Consider the following 15,862-nt stretch of genomic DNA (forward strand, 5'->3'; position numbering starts at 1 on the left):
CCCGCCGGCGGCCCGTCCGTCCCGGCGGCGTCAGCCGAGCAGGACGCCCTGGTTGGAGGGCTGGAGGGTGCCGACGGTGAAGCCGGCCTTGGCGACGGGGAACTGGACGACCGGCTTGCCGTCGGTGCCGAGCACGGTGGCGGTCAGCTGGGTGGTCTCGTCCGGCGGGGTGACGACCAGGCCGGCCAGCACGGCGCAGGAGGCGTCGGCCTTGTCGCAGCTGCTCCAGGAGAGCCCGGAGAAGGCGGTGGTGCCGGGCTTGAGGGTGACGGCGACCGGCGGGCCGGGCTTGGCGACCCGGTGGGTGGCGGTGTCCGTCCGGGAGTTGTCGGCCAGCAGCCCGCCGTAGCCGAGGTAGCCCTTGACGGTGCAGTGCCGGCTGCCCTTGTTGGTGAGCATCACCATGGCCCGGCCGGCGTCTTGGATCTGCACGTCGGCCTTGAGGTCGGCGGTGTGGCAGCGGTCCGCGCCGGCCCGGGCGGTGGTGCCGCCGCTGCCCGCCGCCGAGCCGGGGCCGGACGTCCCGGTGGTCGCCGCACCCGCGGTGCCGGTGGAGGCGGAGGCGGCGGCGGCGGTGGGGGCCGCGGTGCCGGCACCGGCCGCAGTGGTGCCGTCGTCGCAGGCGGTGGCGCCGAGGGCGAGTGCGAGGACGGCGGCGGCCGCCGCCGCGGCCCGGGCCGGGGTGGTCGGGCGGTGCTTCACGGGTGCTCCTGGGGGTTGCCGTTCACGGGTGTCGGGCGTGATCACGTCCGGCACCGGCAGCCCGGTTCTGTGCGGCGTGTCCCGGCTGCGTAACGGCGGCCCCGGGCGGGCGGTGCGGCGGCCGGTCAGCGCAGCCGCACGGTGACGCCGCCCTGCTTCAGGACGTCCAGCACGGCCTCGAAGTAGCTGCACTCGCGGCCGGCGAGCAGGATCCGGCGGTCCAGGCGGCAGGCGGCGAGCGCGGAGGCGTGCCAGACCAGCACGAACGGCGGTTCGGGGCCGTAGCCGCCGCGCAGGCAGTCCGCGAGCGCGTCCAGGTTGCTGCCGTAGTAGCCGTCCGGCGGGCGGAGGGCCGCACCCAGCGCGCCGAACAGGGCGCGTTCGTCGGTGATCTCCGTCCCGTCGAGGTGGAACACGGGTGTGGCCGGCGCGGACATGGCGCTCCTCGGTGGTTCGCCCGGATGGCGGTCCCGGGTCGAGCGGCCTCGGCCCGTGGGCTGGGATGGAGAGGACGTGCCGCCATCGACCCAGGGGCCCCATCATGACCAGTCTGCACCGCAAGGACCTCGGCCTGTTCGTCCTGCGCGCCGCCGTGGGCGGGGTGATGTTCGCGCACGGCGCCCAGAAACTCTTCGGATGGTTCGGCGGGGGAGGGATCGAGGGCACCGCCCAGGCCATGGAGCACATGGGCTACGAGCCGGGCCGGCCGAACGCGATCGCCTCCGGGCTGGGCGAGGCGGGCGGCGGCGCGGCGCTCGTGCTGGGCCTCGCGACGCCGGTGGCCGGCTCGGTGGTGGCGGGCACGATGGCCGGGGCCATCGCGGTGCACGCGCCCGCCGGGTTCTTTGCGATGGGCGGCGGCTTCGAGTACCCGGCGCTGCTCGGCACCTGCGGGCTGGCCCTGGGCATCTCCGGGGCGGGCCGCTACTCGCTGGACCACGCGCTCGGCCATGCGCTGGACCGCCCGTGGATCGGGCTGCTGGCGTTCGGCGCCAGCGCGGTCGGCGCGGCGGCCGTGGTGACCCGACGCCAGGACACCGTGCGGCGCCGGGAGATCCGGGAGATCGAGCAGGCCGCCATGCAGGAGGGCGCGGGCCTGTCCTGACCGGGCCGGTGCCGAAGGCACCCCGCCCGCGCGATCCCCGTCCGCCGTCGTTCCCCCAGGAGCAGAATCCATGAACCTCCAGATCCGTTCCGCAGCCGTGCTGGGTGCCGCCGTGGTGCTGGGCGGTGCCGCACTGACCGGGTGCTCGTCGGACTCCTCGCCGTCCTCGGTCGCCTCCTCGGCGGCCGCCGCGATCGAGTCGAAGGCCTCCGAGCTGGCCTCGTCCGCGGGCGGCCTGGCCTCCTCGGCGGCGTCCGCGGTGGCGTCGGCGGAGGCGGCGGCCTCCTCGGCGGTCGCCGACATCACCGGTGGGCTGGACGCCACCGCGGACGTCAAGCTCGGCACCCCGGTGACCTCCTCGGACGGCAAGCTGGAGGTACCCATCACCGTTTCCAATACGCAGAGCGACCCGCAGAAGTACGTCGTGCAGGTCGACTTCCAGGACTCCAGCGGCAACCGGCTGGACACCGTGGCGGTGACCGTGCCGGATGTCCCCGCGGGCGGAACGGCGCAGGCCACGGCCCAGAGCAACCGGGCGCTGACCGGTCAGGTCAAGGCGACGGTGGCCCGGGCGCTGCGCTACTGAGGCGCACCCGAACGGAACCTTAAGGGCACCTCAAGTGCCGTGGAGGGCTCTTGACGGGACGTTTGGTCTAGTCCATTTTTGTGGCCAGGTGCAGGGAGCCCCTGGACCGGTGCCGGCGGTTCGGGCCGCCGGCGCCGGTTCGGCGCGTCTCCCCGCAGCTGGTTCTTCTTCGCGTGCAGGCCAACGCTCGATTCCCCTGTCATGCTCCTGACCGCGGTGGTCCCACCCGCCGCGACACCCCCAGGAGCGCGGCGGGATCTCCCCCCCACAACCAGGAGTCACGCAGCCATGCTTCGTTCCGTTCCGTCCCAGCCGCGGCCGAGCGGGCACCGCCGCCGCCGCGGCATGGGCCTCCTCGCCGCGGGCACCGCGGCCTCCCTGCTGCTCGGCGGCGCACTCGCCCTGACCGGCACCTCCGCCCAGGCCGCCCCCACCAACTCGACCGGCGCGCCCGCCACTTCGGGCGGCATCAAGGTCGCGTACTTCGACCAGTGGTCGATCTACGGCAACGCGTACTACCTGAAGACCGTTCAGGACACCGGCGTGGCCTCCAAGCTGGACTACCTGATCTACGACTTCGCGAACATCGACCCGACCAACCTCACCTGTTTCCAGGCCACCAAGGCCGCTTCGCAGAACGAGGACGACCCGAACGCGGGCGACGGCGCGGGCGACGCGTACGCCGACTACCAGAAGACCTTCGACGCGGCGACCAGCGTGGACGGCGTGGCCGACACCTGGAGCCAGCCGCTGGTCGGCAACTTCAACCAGCTGAAGAAGCTGAAGGCGAAGAACCCGAACCTCAAGGTGCTGCTGTCGATCGGCGGTTGGACCTACTCCAAGTACTTCTCCGACGTGGCCGCCAACGACGCCGCGCGCAAGAAGTTCGCCTCCTCCTGCGTCGACATGTTCATCAAGGGCAACCTGCCCGTGCAGGGCGGCTTCGGCGGCGCCGGCTCCGCGGCCGGTGTCTTCGACGGCTTCGACATCGACTGGGAGTACCCGGGCGGCGGCGGCCACACCGGCAACCACGCCTCGCCCAACGACAAGCAGAACTTCACCCTGCTGATGGCCGAGCTGCGCTCCCAGCTCAACGCCCAGGGCGCGACCGACGGCAAGAGCTACGCGCTCTCCGCGGCGGTCGGCGCCGGCCAGGACAAGATCAAGAACGTCGAGACCGACAAGCTCGGCCAGTACCTGACCTTCCTCGACGTCATGACCTACGACATGCACGGCGCGTGGGACAAGACCGGCCCGACCAACCACCAGGCGCCGATCTACACCAACCCGAGCGACCCGATGACCCCCGTCCCGGGCGGTACCGGCAAGTACTCGATCGACAACGCCATCAAGGCGTGGACGGTCGGCGACCCGCAGTACGGCATCCCCGGCGGCTTCCCGGCCAAGAAGATCAACATGGGTGTGCCGTTCTACTACCGCGGGTGGACGGGCGTCCCGGCCGGCTCCAACCACGGCCTGTTCCAGAGCGCGACCGGCCCGGCCCCCGGCGCCGCCATGTCGGGCAACGTCGCCGGCATCCAGATGTACAAGGAGCTCAGCAGCTTCGTCGGCAACGCGGCCAACACCTACTGGGACGACGCCGCGAAGACCGCGTACTTCTACGACGGCACCACCTTCTGGACCGGTGAGAACACCAAGTCGATCCAGGCCAAGCTCGACTACGCGCACTGCAACGGCCTCGGCGGCTCCTTCGCCTTCTCGCTGTACGACCTGGGCACCCAGACGTCGCTCTTCGACTCGATGGTGAGCGCGACCAACGGCTCCGCCGCCTCCTGCCCGGCGCCGACCACCTCGCCGACCGCCTCCGCCTCCGCCTCGCCGAGCTCGTCGCCCAGCTCCTCGGCCTCGCCCTCCTCGTCCCCGTCGACCTCGCCGTCGACCTCCCCCTCCACCTCGGCCAGCCCGACCGGCGGCAGCTGCACCGCCCCGAGCTGGAACGCCGCCACGGTCTACGCGACCGCCGGCGCCAAGGTCTCCTGGAAGGGCCACAACTACACCAACAAGTGGTGGACCCAGGGCGAGGACCCGACGCTCAGCGGCCAGTGGGGCGTCTGGGCCGACAACGGCGCCTGCTGACCGACCCGCACCGCAGGGACGGGACTGCCCCGGACGGATCCTCCGTCCGGGGCAGTCCCCGTTCGTGCTTCGTCGCCGCGCGCCGGTCGGGTCAGTCGAGGTCCTCGGTGCGGCCCAGGGCGTCCGGCTGGCTCTGCTCGATCCGGCGCAGCATCCGGCCGAGCGTGGCGGAGAGGGCCGTCCGGTCCTCACCGACGATGTCCTGCAGCAGGTCCGCCTCGAAGACGGCGGCCATCCGCATGAGCTCCAGCCACTTGTCGCGGCCGGGCTCGGTGAGCTCGATGATCACGCGGACCCGGTTGGCCTCGTCACGCTCGCGGGTGACCAGGCCGTCGGCGACCATCCGGTCGATCCGGTGCGTCATCGCCGCCGGGGTGAGGCCCAGCCGCTTGGCCAGGTCGCCCGGGCCGAGCCGGTACGGGCTGCCCGCGAAGACCAGCGCCTTGAGCACCTCCCACTCGGCGGACGTGATCCCCAGCACAGCCAGCTGGCGGCTGTAGGCCACGTTCATCCGTCGTGACAGCCGGGAGAGGGTGGACACGATCGTCTCGACCTGCGGGTCCACGGTGGGGAATTCCCGCTGGTAGAGGGCCACCTGCTCGGCGATGCCGAGCTCGGTGGCGGCCGGCTGGTCCGGCTTGCGTGTGCTCATGGCCGTCATTCTCCCACGCCATCGTGCAGCCGTTAAGCCTTTGACACCTGAGTCTTCGAAGACTTAGATTTTAGCTCTGAAATCTTACGGGCTTAAAGCAGGAAGGCTTCAACCTTCCGCGACGACAAAGGGGTGTGCACGGTGACCGGCACGGTGAAGCAGCGGGTGCGGCGGACGGACGGGGCGGGCGGCCCGCTGCGCCGCGTCCAGATCGGCAACGCGCTGAGCGCGTTCGGCAGCGGCTTCACGATGCCGTACATGTTCGTGTACGTGGACCAGGTGCGGGGGCTGGGCTCGCTCGCGGCCGGGATGGTGTTCACCGTCTTCGCGCTGGCCGCGCTGGCCGTCCTGCCGTTCACCGGCCGCGGCATCGACCGGTACGGCCCGCGCCCGGTGCTGCTCGCCGGTGCGGCCCTCGCCGCCGGCGGCGCGTACGCCTTCGGGCAGGCCGGCACCGCGCCGACCCTGCTGGTCTCCTCGTTCCTCTTCGGCGCGGGCATCACCGCCTGCCAGCCGGCGCTCGCCACGATGATCGTCCGCAGCACCGGCCGGGCCGGCCGCTCGCGGGCCTTCGCCCTCCAGTTCACCCTGGTCAACCTCGGCATGGGCATCGGCGCCCTGGTCGGCGGCCAGATCGTCGACCCCGCCGACCCGGCCAGCCTGACCCGGCTGTTCACCATCGAGGCGCTCACCCTGCTGGGCCTCGCCGTGATCGCCGGCACCGCCCGGATGCCGGCCGCCGAGCCCGTCCCGGCCGCCGAGGGCGGCTCGGCCACCGGCCTGCGCGCGGTGACCGCCGACAAGGCCATGCTGCGGCTCTGCCTGCTCGTCGGGCTGATCTTCTTCACCTGCTACGGGCAGTTCGAGTCCGGTGTCGCCGCGTTCACCACCGACACGGTCGGCACCGCGCCGTCCGTGCTGGGCATCGCGATCGGCGCCAACGCGCTGACCATCGTGCTGCTGCAGATGGTCGTCGTCCGGCTCACCGAGCGCCGCCGCCGCACCACCGCGATGGCCGCCGCCGGCGTGGTCTGGCTGGGCGCCTGGGCCGCAGCCCTGGTGGCCGGTCTGGTCCGCTCGGACGCGCTCGCCGCGACCGTCGCCGTGGTCGCCGTCTACGCGCTGTTCGGCGTCGGCGAGTCGCTGCTCGCCCCGACCCTCGGCCCGATCGTGGCCGACCTCGCCCCGGCCCGGCTGCTCGGCACCTACAACGCCGCGCACGCCCTGGTGAAGCAGATCGCGATCGCGGTCGGCCCGGCCGTCGGCGTGCTGCTGGTCGGCGCCGGCACCTGGCCGCTCTACCTGCTGGCGATGGCCGCCTGCACGGTGCTGATCGTCCTGCTGGCGGTGCGGCTGCGCGGCCACCTGACGCCGGCGCAGGACAACGCCGTCCGCGCGGCGGCCGAGGTCCGGCCGATCGTGCGGGAGCTGCAGACCGCGGCCTGAACCGGCGTCAGGCCGGGCCCGGCCCGCATGCGGGGCTCACCCGTCCGGCCTACTGTCGAAAACGGGGCCGCCGGCGGCGGCGGCCCCGCACCGGCCGGGAAGGACGGCTCACCATGGCTTCCCCAGCGATCGACGGCCTGCGCCCGGAGGAACTCGCCGAGGGCTTCGCCGGCCGGGTGCTGCTGCCCGAGGACGAGGGCTACGGCGAGGCGAGAACCATCCACAACGGCATGATCGACCGCAGGCCCGCGGTGATCGCCCAGTGCGACGGGCCGGACGACGTCGCCGCCGCCCTCGCCTTCGGCCGCAGCCGCGGCCTGGAGATCGCCGTCCGCTGCGGCGGCCACGCGGTCAGCGGCCAGGCCCTCGTCGACGGCGGCCTGGTCCTCGACCTGCGGCGGATGAACACCGTACGGGTCGACCCCGACGCCCGGGTCGCCCAGGTCGGCGGCGGCGCCCTGATGCGCGACCTCGACCGGGCCACCCAGCCGCACGGCCTCGCCACCACCGGCGGCCGCGCCTCCACCACCGGCATCGGCGGCTTCGCCCTCGGCGGCGGATCCGGCTGGCTGGAACGCCGCTTCGGCCTGATGTGCGACAACCTGCTCGCCGCCGACCTGGTCACCGCGGACGGCCGCCGGGTGCACGCCAGCGCCGAGCAGAACCCCGAGCTCTTCTGGGCGCTGCACGGCGGCGGCGGCAACTTCGGCGTGGTCACCGAGTTCACCTTCGGCCTGCACCCGCTGCCCGCCTTCTCGATCGCGCTGCTGCTCTTCGAGGCCGACAAGGGCGCCGACGTGCTGCGCGCCTACCGCGACACGATGGAGGCCGCACCGGACGAGGTCGGCGGCGCCTTCATCTATCTCACCGCGCCGCCCGAGGAGTTCGTGCCCCCGCAGCTGGTCGGGCAGCCCGCCATCGGCGTCCTGCTCACCTACGCCGGCGACCTGGAGACCGCGCGCCCCGCCTTCGCGCCGATGCTCGGTCTCGGCCACGCCGCCGAGGTGGTCACCGACATCCCGTACGCCGACCTGCAGTGCATGCTCGACGACCCGCCCGGCTTCCGGAACTACTGGTCCGCCGAGTACCTCTCCGGCTTCCCGGACGAGGCCGTGGACGCCTTCGCCGCCCGCGCCCGGGACATGATCGTGCCCTCGCCCAGCCAGCACATCGCCTTCGCGCTCGGCGGCGCCGTCGCGGCGGGCGACGACCGGTGGCCGGTGCCGTGGCGAGCCGCGCCCTGGGCCGTCCACCCGTTCGCGGTCTGGGAGGACCCGGCCGACGACGAGCGCGGCCGCGGCTGGACCAAGGCCGTCTGCGCCGACCTGCGGCCCTGGTCGATCGGCGCGGTCTACCTCAACTTCATCGGCGACGAGGGCGAGGACCGCGCCGCGGCCGGCCGCGGCACGGAGAACCTCGCCCGGCTCGCCGCCGTCAAGGCCGAGTACGACCCGGCGAACGTCCTCCACTTCAACCACAACATCAGGCCCGCGGCCTGAGGCCGGGTCGGCAGCCGTCAGCCGCAGCGCGGGCGCCCGCGGGACGCTGCCCCGGCACGGTCGGACCGGGGCGGAGGTACCGCCTGCGCAGCGCCTCGGCCTCGGCGGACGCCTCCGCGGACGGCGGGCGGCGGACACCGGTGTCCGGACAGGCCGCCGAACCGGGCAGGACCAGACGGGGCGGGCGCTCCAGGACGAAGACCGTGCCGCCGTCGGCCACCGTCCGGCCCTCGCCGCGCGGCGCCAGCGAGTGGCGCGCGATGACCGCCCCGCTCGACGCGGTGATCGACAGCCGGGGCTCGTCCAGCCGGTGGCGGACCTCCACCAGCGCTCCGGCGAGGTCCGGCGGCACGGCGTAGCGGTTGCCGCGGAAGTGGACGAGCCCGCGCTGGTCGACCGTGCGGAGGGTGCGCACACAGGCCGGGAACGGAGCCGGCGGCAGCGCCCCCAGCGCCGGGGTGGTGGACGGCGCGCCGTCGCCGGCCGGGAGCCGTTCGTCGGACCACCTCGCCAGGCGGTCGAGGATGCGCTGCGCCGCGCGCGGGCCGAGGTCGTCGACGACGCTGCGCCAGTGCTGCCCGGCGGCTGCGGCGCGCCGCTCCTCCTCGGCGGTGGGGCCGGCGGTCTCCAGTTCGATCTCGACCCCGTAGTACCGCCCGACCGGCGCGAAGTCCTTGGCAAGCCGGCCGGTCGACGGGCACCGGACGGGCGCGGCGCGGTCGAAGCGCCAGCGTGGGGCGGTGCCCCCGAGCCGCCGCAGCAGGTAGTCGACGGCCTCCAGCACCTGCGGGAATTCGTCGCTGTCGAGGAGGACGCCGCGCCAGCGGTGGGCGTGGCGCAGCGAGCCGGTCAGGAGATGGGCCTTCACGCCGCCGCCCCAGCCGGGCGGGGAGTCGGCGAGGTCCGTCCAGCTGAACCGGATCTCCTCGTGGTCGGTGTGCGGACCGCCCGGTCCGCCGCCGGGGGCACCGGGGGCGCCGGGGTGGCAGCCTCTGCACAGCGGGCGCAGACGGTGTCTGCGCAGGGCGCGGGTGAAGGTCGAGTAGCCGCCGCGGTAGCCGAGATCGGTGATCTCGTCGAAGAGTGCGGTCGCCGGCAGGTGCGGATCGTCCGCCATGCGCAGGCGGCAGTACGGGAGGAAGGAGAGGAAGACGTCCTCCGCCGGGGTCCGCACCCCGGGCTCGCGGTTCCCGGACAGGTACCTCCGGACGGTCTTGCGGTCCCGGCCGAGCTGCCGGGCGATCGCCGAGATCGACCACCCCTGGCCGTGGAGCCGTCGGACATCCATGTATTCGTTCGTGCTGAGCAACCCAAACCCCCTACGTGCAGGCTTGCCGGCCACATCGACTAAGAATTCGCAATGGATCGTTGCAAGAGAGTGACCCTACAGCACCACTTTGAAGATCGGAATCAGATGAAACGTTTCTCCGGTGCGCCGTCCGGGTAATTTCGGAGAGCGCGGCGCAGCGCAACTGCGCTGCGCCGCACGGGTGGGAAAATTCGGAGAGCGGCCTTGCTCATATGCTCGGACCGCACTACCTGCGAGGAGATCCGGAGAGCGCACGCGCCCGTTCATACGGAATGTCGCCCGAATTCCGCACACCCGGGTGGAAGATCGCTTCGTTGACCGTGGTGTGATTCCCATGCCTGACCCAGCGACCCCGCACAGCTTCGAGCGCGACCCGATCTGCACCATCGGGGCCTGGCTCTTCGTCCCGGACCGGCAGAACGCCGCGGGCGACGTGGAGACCGGGTACCTGGTGCGCAACGGCCGGCGCGTCGTCCTGTGGCACTGTTCCCGGATCCTCGCCGACTTGCTCCGGACGCTGCGCCGCCTGGAATGCCGGCTCGCCGTTCCCGGCAGTGCCGCACAGTCCCCCGGCCCCGCGGCAGCCGACGCCCCGGAGGTGCCGCCGGCAGGCCATTCCGCAGCCGTGCCGGGGAATGAGCCGCCCCGTGCATGACCCACTGCTGGAATTCTTTCGTCCGTACGGAAATGACCCGCTGTTTTCCGGTCCCGGCGAGCATTATGACGGGACGGCGGGGCCGCTTGTCGCGGACGCCGGATGGTACGGGGCACCGACCGTCGAAATGGCCGGCACCTGGAGTACCGGCGTTTTCGTGCCGAGCCAGGCGGCCCCGGTCGCCGATTCCCTGCCGCAGCCTGCCCCGCCGCCGCCGGCGGCACCGCCGCGGGCCCCGCGGCAGCGGCGCCGGGTGCGTGCCGCGGCGGACCGGCGCGAGGAGACCCTGGGCGAGCTGTTCCGCACCCTGCTCGCCGTCGCGGTGACGGTGGTGTGCGTGCTGGGCTGGGTCCTCTCCTATGCGCCTCTGCAGGACCTCGCCATCGCCCGGGTGCCCGGCGGGCTGTCCCTGCTGTGGCCGGTCGTGGTGTACGGGCCCTGGCTGGCCGGCTGCCTGTCCGTGCTCCGGGCCGCCCTCGACGGTCGGCGTGCGCTGCACGCCTGGATCGTGGTCCTCGCCTTCTCCGCCGTCGCCACCGGGCTCTGCGTCTGCGGTGTCGCGCAGACCGTGCCGGACGTCATCGTTGCCGGGCTGCCTCCCGTGGCGGCGGCGATCTGCCTCGACCAACTCGCGCGCCAGCTGATCACCCGCCACCCCTCCCAGCGGCCGCGGTCCCGGCACGGCGGGCGATCGCGGCGGTGACGCGTCGGCGGGCCGGCGGCAGGGGTCACCGCCGGCCCGCCGGCCGGAGGTCGCCCCCGGCCGGCCGGCCGGGGGCGCAGCTGACGGGGGGTGAGCAGCCATGCAGGACTCCTGGTCGTCGTGGTGCCCCTGCGGGCCCGGACGGCGGACCGGGTGCCGCAGGCGGCGCAACCACCGTAGGGAGCGATCGGCAGATGCCTGATCAATTCGCTGCGGTCTGCACAGTTTCGGCGCGCCACGTGCGATTCAGCCCAACGGCCGCGCGCCGGAGCCTGCGCGAGACCCCGCCGGCCGACCCCGGACCGTCAGGGAGCGGTGGGCATCAGCAGCGAGAAGGTGCCCGCGCGCTCCGGGAAGCGGACGGCGAGCGGGGCGACCGGGCCGCCGAGCTCCAGGACGAGCTGACCGCGTGCGCCCGCGCCGACCGCCTCCAGCAGGAAGTCGCGGTTGACCTGCACCCGCAGCCCGCCCTCCCCGCCCTCCCCGATCTCCCCGGCCGTGCCGTCGCCGACCGCGAGCGTGCCGTCGGCCGAGACGGTGAGCACCGAGACCGGGAAGTCCACACCGTCCTGCTCGCGGTGCACCGTGCGGACGGGCGCCGCGCCGAGGCCGTCGCGCAGCGCGTCGGCGGCGATCTCGACCCGGTGGACGGCGTCCAGGCGCAGCATCGGGCGGTAGTCCGGGAAGTCGGCCGGCACCGGGGTGCCGGTCAGCTCGCGGCCCGCGGCCGCGGCCCGCAGGCCGTCCGCGGAGACCGCCAGCTCGGCCTCGCCGTCGCCGGCCTCGGCGAGCAGGCCGCGCAGCCCGTCCACGAAGGCGGTCGGCGCGACCACGCCGACGGCCGGGCCCTCGACCGCGCCGGCGGCTGCCTCGGAGACCGCCAGCCGGTACCGGTCGGTGGCGACCAGGCGCAGCAGTCCGGCCTCCGCCTCGAACAGCACCCCGGCCACCTGGGGCAGTGCGCCGTCGGGGCCGACGGCGAAGCGGACGGCGTCCAGCGCGGCGGCCAGGTCGGCGGCGGGCAGGGTCAGACAGGTGACGGTCACGGGATGCTCCCTCAGTTCCAGTAGGTGTCGGACGGTGGAGAGTTCGCGGCGGGCGTCCGCCAGGCCCTCCTCCAGGCGTCGCAGGTGTGCGTCCAGAGCGGCGGCGGCCTCGCCGGGACGGCCGGCCAGCACCCGGGAGATGTCCGCGAGCGGCATGCCGACCCGGCGCAGCCGGGCGATCAGCCGGGCGTCGGCCAGTTGCCCGGGTGCGTACCATCGGTAGCCGGTCTGCGGGTCGACCCGGGCCGGGCCGAACACGCCCGCGCCGTCGTAGAACCGCAGCGCGCTGACGCTGAGCCCGCTGAGCCTGGCCGTCTCGCCGATGCTGTGAAGTCCGCTGTCCACACGGCCGACTCTGCCCCCTCGACCAGGTCGAGGGTCAAACCGCGGGGCGGGTGGACGGTCGGGCGGCGCGGTCCGGCTAGGATCTCTCCGACAAAGGCGACATAGCGCCAGTCCGGGCCTGCGACCCGTCAGCCCGCGACCGCCGCGGCCGCCGCGACACCGAGCGAGGAGCGGCGGCAGACCATGGCGTACCCGGCAGTCACCGAGCACGCGGCGCCCACCGACGGCCCTGCCGAGGGCCGGCACGCCGCCCCGCGCGGCGCGCTGCCGTGGATCGTCCGGCACACGGACTGGCTCGGCCCGATCGCCGTCGCGCTCTTCGCCGGCGTGCTGCGCTTCTGGGGCCTCGCCAAGCCGGACGCCTTCGTCTTCGACGAGACGTACTACCCCAAGGACGCCTGGTCGCTGCTGCACCAGGGCTACGAGGGCGTCTGGCCGGACATCGCCAACCGCGCCATCCTCTCCACCCCGCAGAAGATCCCGCTGACCGCCGAACCGGCGTTCATCGCCCACCCGCCGCTTGGCAAGTGGGTGATCGCCCTCGGCGAGTGGGCCTTCGGCCTGCACCCCTTCGGCTGGCGGGTGATGGTCGCCCTGCTCGGCACGCTCTCGGTGCTCATGCTGGCCCGGATCGGCCGGCGGCTGTTCTCCTCCACCCTGCTCGGCTGCACCGCCGCCCTGCTGATGGCGGTGGACGGCCTGCACTTCGTGATGAGCCGGGTCGGCCTGCTGGACGGCGTCTCGATGTTCTTCGTGCTCGGCGCCTTCGGCTGCCTGCTCGTCGACCGGGACCGCGCCCGGCAGCTGCTGGCCGCCGCCCGGGCCGAGGGCGGGCGGGCCGCCGACGAGGTCCGGCTCGGCCTGCGGCCGTGGCGGATCGGGGCCGGTGCGCTGCTCGGCTGCGCCGCCGCGGTGAAGTGGAACGGCCTGCAGATCCTGCTGGTGTTCGCCGTGCTGACCCTGCTCTGGGACCGGGCCGGCCGCCGCTGGGCCGGCGCCCACCGCCCGACCCGCAGCCTGCTCCGCCGCGACCTGCTGCCCGGCCTGCTCGCCGTGGTCGGGACGGCGGTGCTGGTGTACGTCGCCTCCTGGTCCGGCTGGTTCGCCACCGACGGCGGCTACGACCGGCACTGGGCCGACCACCGCGCCGGCCTGTCGCCGCCGCGCACCCCGGTGGTGGACATCCCGCTGCCACAGGTGCCGATGACCTGGGTGCCGTCCGCGCTGCGCGGCTGGTGGCACTTCCACGCCCAGATGTACGACTTCAACACCGGGCTGACCTCGGCGCACACCTACCAGTCCAACCCGTGGAGCTGGCTGGTCCAGGGCCGCCCGGTGTCGATGTACTGGCAGCAGCTCGTCGACGGGCAGGACAGCTGCACGGCGACCGGCGGCTGCGCCAGCCAGATCCTGGCGCTCGGCACCCCGCTGCTGTGGTGGGCGTCCTGCTTCGCCCTGGCGTACGCGATCTGGCGCTGGCTGTTCCGGCGGGACTGGCGCTCGGGCGCGATCCTCGCCGGGGTCGCCGGGATCTACCTGCCCTGGTTCGGCTACCAGGAGCGGACGATCTTCTCCTTCTACATGGTGATCCTGGTGCCCTTCCTGTGCCTGGCGGTGGCCCAGATGCTCGGGGCGATGCTCGGCCCGGCGGGCAGCAGCCGGCGGCGCCGGGCCTGGGGCGCGGCGGGGGCCGGGCTGGTGGTGTTCGCGGTGGTCGGCTGCTTCGCGTACTTCTACCCGCTGTACACGGCGGAGGTGATCCCCATGTCGGACTGGCAGGACCGGATGTGGTTCATCAGCTGGATCTGACCGGTGGCCGCGTCGGCCGGGCAACTGCTGCCGGTCACCTGGCTGCTCGGCGTGGTGGTCGCGCTGCTGCTGGCGGCGGCCGTCGCGGTGGCCGGCCGGGGACGGCTCGGGCACGGGCACGCCGTGCTGCGGGCCGGGCTGCGCGCGGTGGTGCAGCTGGCCGCGGTGGCGCTGGTGATCACCTGGGTGGTCGGCTCGCTGTGGACCTCGGCGCTGTTCGTGCTGCTGATGTTCGCGGTGGCGGTGCGCACCGCCGGCCGGCGGATGACCGACGGGCCGGGCTGGGCGTGGGCGGCGCTGCCGATCGGCGCCGGGGTGCTGCCGGTGCTCGTCCTGCTGCTCGCCACCGGGCTGCTGCCGCACAAGGGCATCGCGCTGATCCCGGTCGCCGGCATCCTGATCGGCGGCGGGCTCACCGCGACCTCGCTGGCCGGCCGGCGGTCCCTGGACGAGCTGCGCACCCGCCGCGGCGAGGTGGAGGCGGCGCTGGCGCTCGGCTTCGAGGACCGAGACGCCCGGCTGGAGATCTGCCGGACGGCGGCCGCCACCTCGCTCGTCCCGGTGCTGGACCAGACCCGGACGGTGGGACTGGTGACGCTGCCCGGGGCGTTCGTCGGCATGCTGCTCGGCGGCGCGGGGCCGGCGCAGGCGGGTGCGGTGCAGCTCTTCGTGCTGATCGCGCTGCTCGCCGTGGAGTCGACCGCGGTGGTGCTGGTGCTGGAGCTGGTCGGCCGCGGCCGGGTGCCCGTCTGACGGCGGCGGCCCGGTCTCAGCAGTGGGGGTCGGCCGAAGCCTTCTCCAGCGCCGCGCGGGTCTTCGGGCCGTACAGCGTGCCGTTGCGCTCGTCGCCCTTGATCCGGGCGTCCCGCTGGAACTCGCTCAGGATCCACTGCGTCCACGAGTCGAAGGTGCCGGTGGCGAACCACATGTTGAGGTCGCCGCAGGAGACCGTGATCAGCATCTGCTGCATCGTCTTGACGTCGGCCCCCGAGTCGCCGGGCTTGAGCACCCGCGTGGCCGCCGAGCTGCTGGGCGAGACCGGCGGTGCGGCGCTGGCGCCGGCCGACGCGGAATCCACCGGGCTCAGCGCCGCCGCCGGGGCCCGGCTCGCCGTGCCGGCCCTGCTGCGGCTCGGCGCGGCGGAGGCCGTCCTGGTGGTCGAGGCGGAGGCCGTCGCGGTGGGCGCCGGCTGATCGGTGTCCGGCGGCGCGGAGTCGAGGGTGCCGGAGGGCGCGGGCAGCGCCTGGTCGATGGTCGGCCGGTCCGAGGACGGGGCCAGCGCCAGGGCCAGTCCGGCGCCGACCACGGCGATGCCGAGGCCGGTGGCGACGACCGCCGTGCGGCGCCGGCCGGCCAGCAGCTGGGCGCGCTCGCGCCGGTCGGCCCGGCCGCCGGGGCGCTGCTGCGGTGTCCCGTGGAAGTCGAAGACGCCGAGGTCGTCGCCGGTGCCGCGGGGCGCGGCCGGGCCGTTCGGGGCGGCCGGTCGCTGCGGCGGCACGACCGGCGGGGCGGTCGGCGGCGGGGGAGCGGCCCGGTGGGGCGCGGCCGGGGCCGGCGGCATCAGGGTGGTCGCGAACGGGTCCGGGCCGGGCCGGTTGGGCGGGTAACCGTAGCCGCCCCCCGCCGCGACGTAGGGTCTGACCAGCGGCGGACCCTCCATGTGGGGCAGCACGGCGGTCTCGGCGGCATCCGGGGACGAGGAGGCGCAGGCGCAGCCGACGGCCGTCCGGACCGTGCCGCACAGCGGGCAGAGCTCTCCCGGCATCGGCCGGTCCTCCTCGGTCGGTGTGACGAACGCGCCCGATTATGCAGGAGGTTGCACGGGTAGGACAGGGAGGTCCTGTGACGAGCGGTGGGCTTGTCCTATTTGATGACGAAACGGCCGGGATGAACGGTCGGTGACGGCCC

General features: G+C 74.1%; 15 protein-coding genes. 9 read left to right on the forward strand and 6 right to left on the reverse strand.

Annotated elements, in window-relative coordinates:
- Positions 1-30: 30 nt before the first annotated feature.
- Positions 31-702: a DUF4232 domain-containing protein gene (locus AB0P35_RS03345; protein ID WP_363505845.1), complete on the reverse strand. Its 672-nt coding sequence runs from the start codon at positions 700-702 to the stop codon at positions 31-33.
- Positions 703-827: 125 nt separating this feature from the next.
- Positions 828-1,139: a barstar family protein gene (locus AB0P35_RS03350; RefSeq protein ID WP_095875052.1), complete on the reverse strand. Its 312-nt coding sequence runs from the start codon at positions 1,137-1,139 to the stop codon at positions 828-830.
- Positions 1,140-1,243: 104 nt separating this feature from the next.
- On the opposite strand from AB0P35_RS03350, the gene AB0P35_RS03355 reads away from it, so the two are divergent.
- The 3 genes from AB0P35_RS03355 to AB0P35_RS03365 all read left to right on the forward strand — a co-directional run bounded on the left by AB0P35_RS03355 (position 1,244) and on the right by AB0P35_RS03365 (position 4,490).
- Complete coding sequence (locus tag AB0P35_RS03355; protein ID WP_363505848.1) at positions 1,244-1,807, forward strand: DoxX family protein; 564 nt, start codon at positions 1,244-1,246, stop codon at positions 1,805-1,807.
- A gap of 70 nt (positions 1,808-1,877) precedes the next feature.
- Positions 1,878-2,393, forward strand: coding sequence for an FxLYD domain-containing protein (locus AB0P35_RS03360; protein WP_363505851.1), 516 nt, complete (start codon positions 1,878-1,880; stop codon positions 2,391-2,393).
- A 345-nt stretch (positions 2,394-2,738) separates the two neighbouring features.
- The gene (locus tag AB0P35_RS03365) at positions 2,739-4,490 is read left to right on the forward strand and encodes a glycosyl hydrolase family 18 protein (protein WP_363506326.1); all 1,752 of its coding nucleotides are present in this window, start codon (positions 2,739-2,741) and stop codon (positions 4,488-4,490) included.
- Between the two features lie 91 nt (positions 4,491-4,581).
- Here AB0P35_RS03365 and AB0P35_RS03370 read toward each other — a convergent pair whose 3' ends face one another.
- A complete protein-coding gene (locus AB0P35_RS03370; protein WP_095875685.1) occupies positions 4,582-5,142 on the reverse strand; it encodes a MarR family transcriptional regulator in 561 nt (186 codons plus the stop codon).
- Positions 5,143-5,283: 141 nt separating this feature from the next.
- On the opposite strand from AB0P35_RS03370, the gene AB0P35_RS03375 reads away from it, so the two are divergent.
- On the forward strand, positions 5,284-6,588 hold the full coding sequence (locus tag AB0P35_RS03375) for an MFS transporter (RefSeq protein WP_363505855.1): 1,305 nt from the start codon (positions 5,284-5,286) through the stop codon (positions 6,586-6,588).
- A gap of 113 nt (positions 6,589-6,701) precedes the next feature.
- Positions 6,702-8,087 carry an FAD-binding oxidoreductase gene (locus AB0P35_RS03380; protein WP_363505858.1) on the forward strand — a complete coding sequence of 462 codons (1,386 nt, stop codon included), beginning with the start codon at positions 6,702-6,704 and terminating at the stop codon, positions 8,085-8,087.
- On the opposite strand, the gene AB0P35_RS03385 is transcribed toward AB0P35_RS03380, so the two are convergent.
- Positions 8,071-9,375, reverse strand: a complete 1,305-nt coding sequence (locus AB0P35_RS03385) for an IS21 family transposase (RefSeq protein WP_363505861.1) — start codon at positions 9,373-9,375, stop codon at positions 8,071-8,073. The genes AB0P35_RS03380 and AB0P35_RS03385 overlap by 17 nt on opposite strands.
- 355 nt (positions 9,376-9,730) lie before the next feature.
- Between AB0P35_RS03385 and AB0P35_RS03390 the strand changes: the two genes are divergently transcribed.
- Entirely contained in the window at positions 9,731-10,051 is a 321-nt protein-coding gene (locus tag AB0P35_RS03390; protein ID WP_363505864.1) for a hypothetical protein, read from the forward strand.
- Positions 10,052-10,208: 157 nt separating this feature from the next.
- Positions 10,209-10,754 carry a DUF2637 domain-containing protein gene (locus AB0P35_RS03395; protein WP_179419498.1) on the forward strand — a complete coding sequence of 182 codons (546 nt, stop codon included), beginning with the start codon at positions 10,209-10,211 and terminating at the stop codon, positions 10,752-10,754.
- Positions 10,755-11,059: 305 nt separating this feature from the next.
- On the opposite strand, the gene AB0P35_RS03400 is transcribed toward AB0P35_RS03395, so the two are convergent.
- Positions 11,060-12,145 carry a MerR family transcriptional regulator gene (locus AB0P35_RS03400; RefSeq protein WP_363505867.1) on the reverse strand — a complete coding sequence of 362 codons (1,086 nt, stop codon included), beginning with the start codon at positions 12,143-12,145 and terminating at the stop codon, positions 11,060-11,062.
- Positions 12,146-12,328: 183 nt separating this feature from the next.
- Between AB0P35_RS03400 and AB0P35_RS03405 the strand changes: the two genes are divergently transcribed.
- Together AB0P35_RS03405 and AB0P35_RS03410 are read left to right on the forward strand one after the other, a co-directional pair.
- On the forward strand, positions 12,329-13,954 hold the full coding sequence (locus AB0P35_RS03405; RefSeq protein ID WP_363505870.1) for a phospholipid carrier-dependent glycosyltransferase: 1,626 nt from the start codon (positions 12,329-12,331) through the stop codon (positions 13,952-13,954).
- 3 nt (positions 13,955-13,957) lie between these two features.
- A complete protein-coding gene (locus AB0P35_RS03410) occupies positions 13,958-14,707 on the forward strand; it encodes an ABC transporter permease (protein WP_363505873.1) in 750 nt (249 codons plus the stop codon).
- 16 nt (positions 14,708-14,723) lie between these two features.
- Here AB0P35_RS03410 and AB0P35_RS03415 read toward each other — a convergent pair whose 3' ends face one another.
- On the reverse strand, positions 14,724-15,719 hold the full coding sequence (locus tag AB0P35_RS03415) for a hypothetical protein (protein ID WP_363505876.1): 996 nt from the start codon (positions 15,717-15,719) through the stop codon (positions 14,724-14,726).
- Positions 15,720-15,862 lie beyond the last annotated feature (143 nt).

Source organism: Kitasatospora sp. NPDC085879, assembly GCF_040686255.1.
Classification (GTDB): domain Bacteria; phylum Actinomycetota; class Actinomycetes; order Streptomycetales; family Streptomycetaceae; genus Kitasatospora.

Coding starts and splice junctions, on each gene's coding strand:
- AB0P35_RS03350 (WP_095875052.1), bottom strand. CDS start 1,139: ATGTCCGCGCCGGCCACACCCGTGTTCCACCTCGACGGGACGGAGATC.
- AB0P35_RS03355 (WP_363505848.1), top strand. CDS start 1,244: ATGACCAGTCTGCACCGCAAGGACCTCGGCCTGTTCGTCCTGCGCGCC.
- AB0P35_RS03360 (WP_363505851.1), top strand. CDS start 1,878: ATGAACCTCCAGATCCGTTCCGCAGCCGTGCTGGGTGCCGCCGTGGTG.
- AB0P35_RS03365 (WP_363506326.1), top strand. CDS start 2,739: ATGGGCCTCCTCGCCGCGGGCACCGCGGCCTCCCTGCTGCTCGGCGGC.
- AB0P35_RS03370 (WP_095875685.1), bottom strand. CDS start 5,142: ATGAGCACACGCAAGCCGGACCAGCCGGCCGCCACCGAGCTCGGCATC.
- AB0P35_RS03380 (WP_363505858.1), top strand. CDS start 6,702: ATGGCTTCCCCAGCGATCGACGGCCTGCGCCCGGAGGAACTCGCCGAG.
- AB0P35_RS03385 (WP_363505861.1), bottom strand. CDS start 9,375: ATGGATGTCCGACGGCTCCACGGCCAGGGGTGGTCGATCTCGGCGATC.
- AB0P35_RS03390 (WP_363505864.1), top strand. CDS start 9,731: ATGCCTGACCCAGCGACCCCGCACAGCTTCGAGCGCGACCCGATCTGC.
- AB0P35_RS03405 (WP_363505870.1), top strand. CDS start 12,329: ATGGCGTACCCGGCAGTCACCGAGCACGCGGCGCCCACCGACGGCCCT.
- AB0P35_RS03415 (WP_363505876.1), bottom strand. CDS start 15,719: ATGCCGGGAGAGCTCTGCCCGCTGTGCGGCACGGTCCGGACGGCCGTC.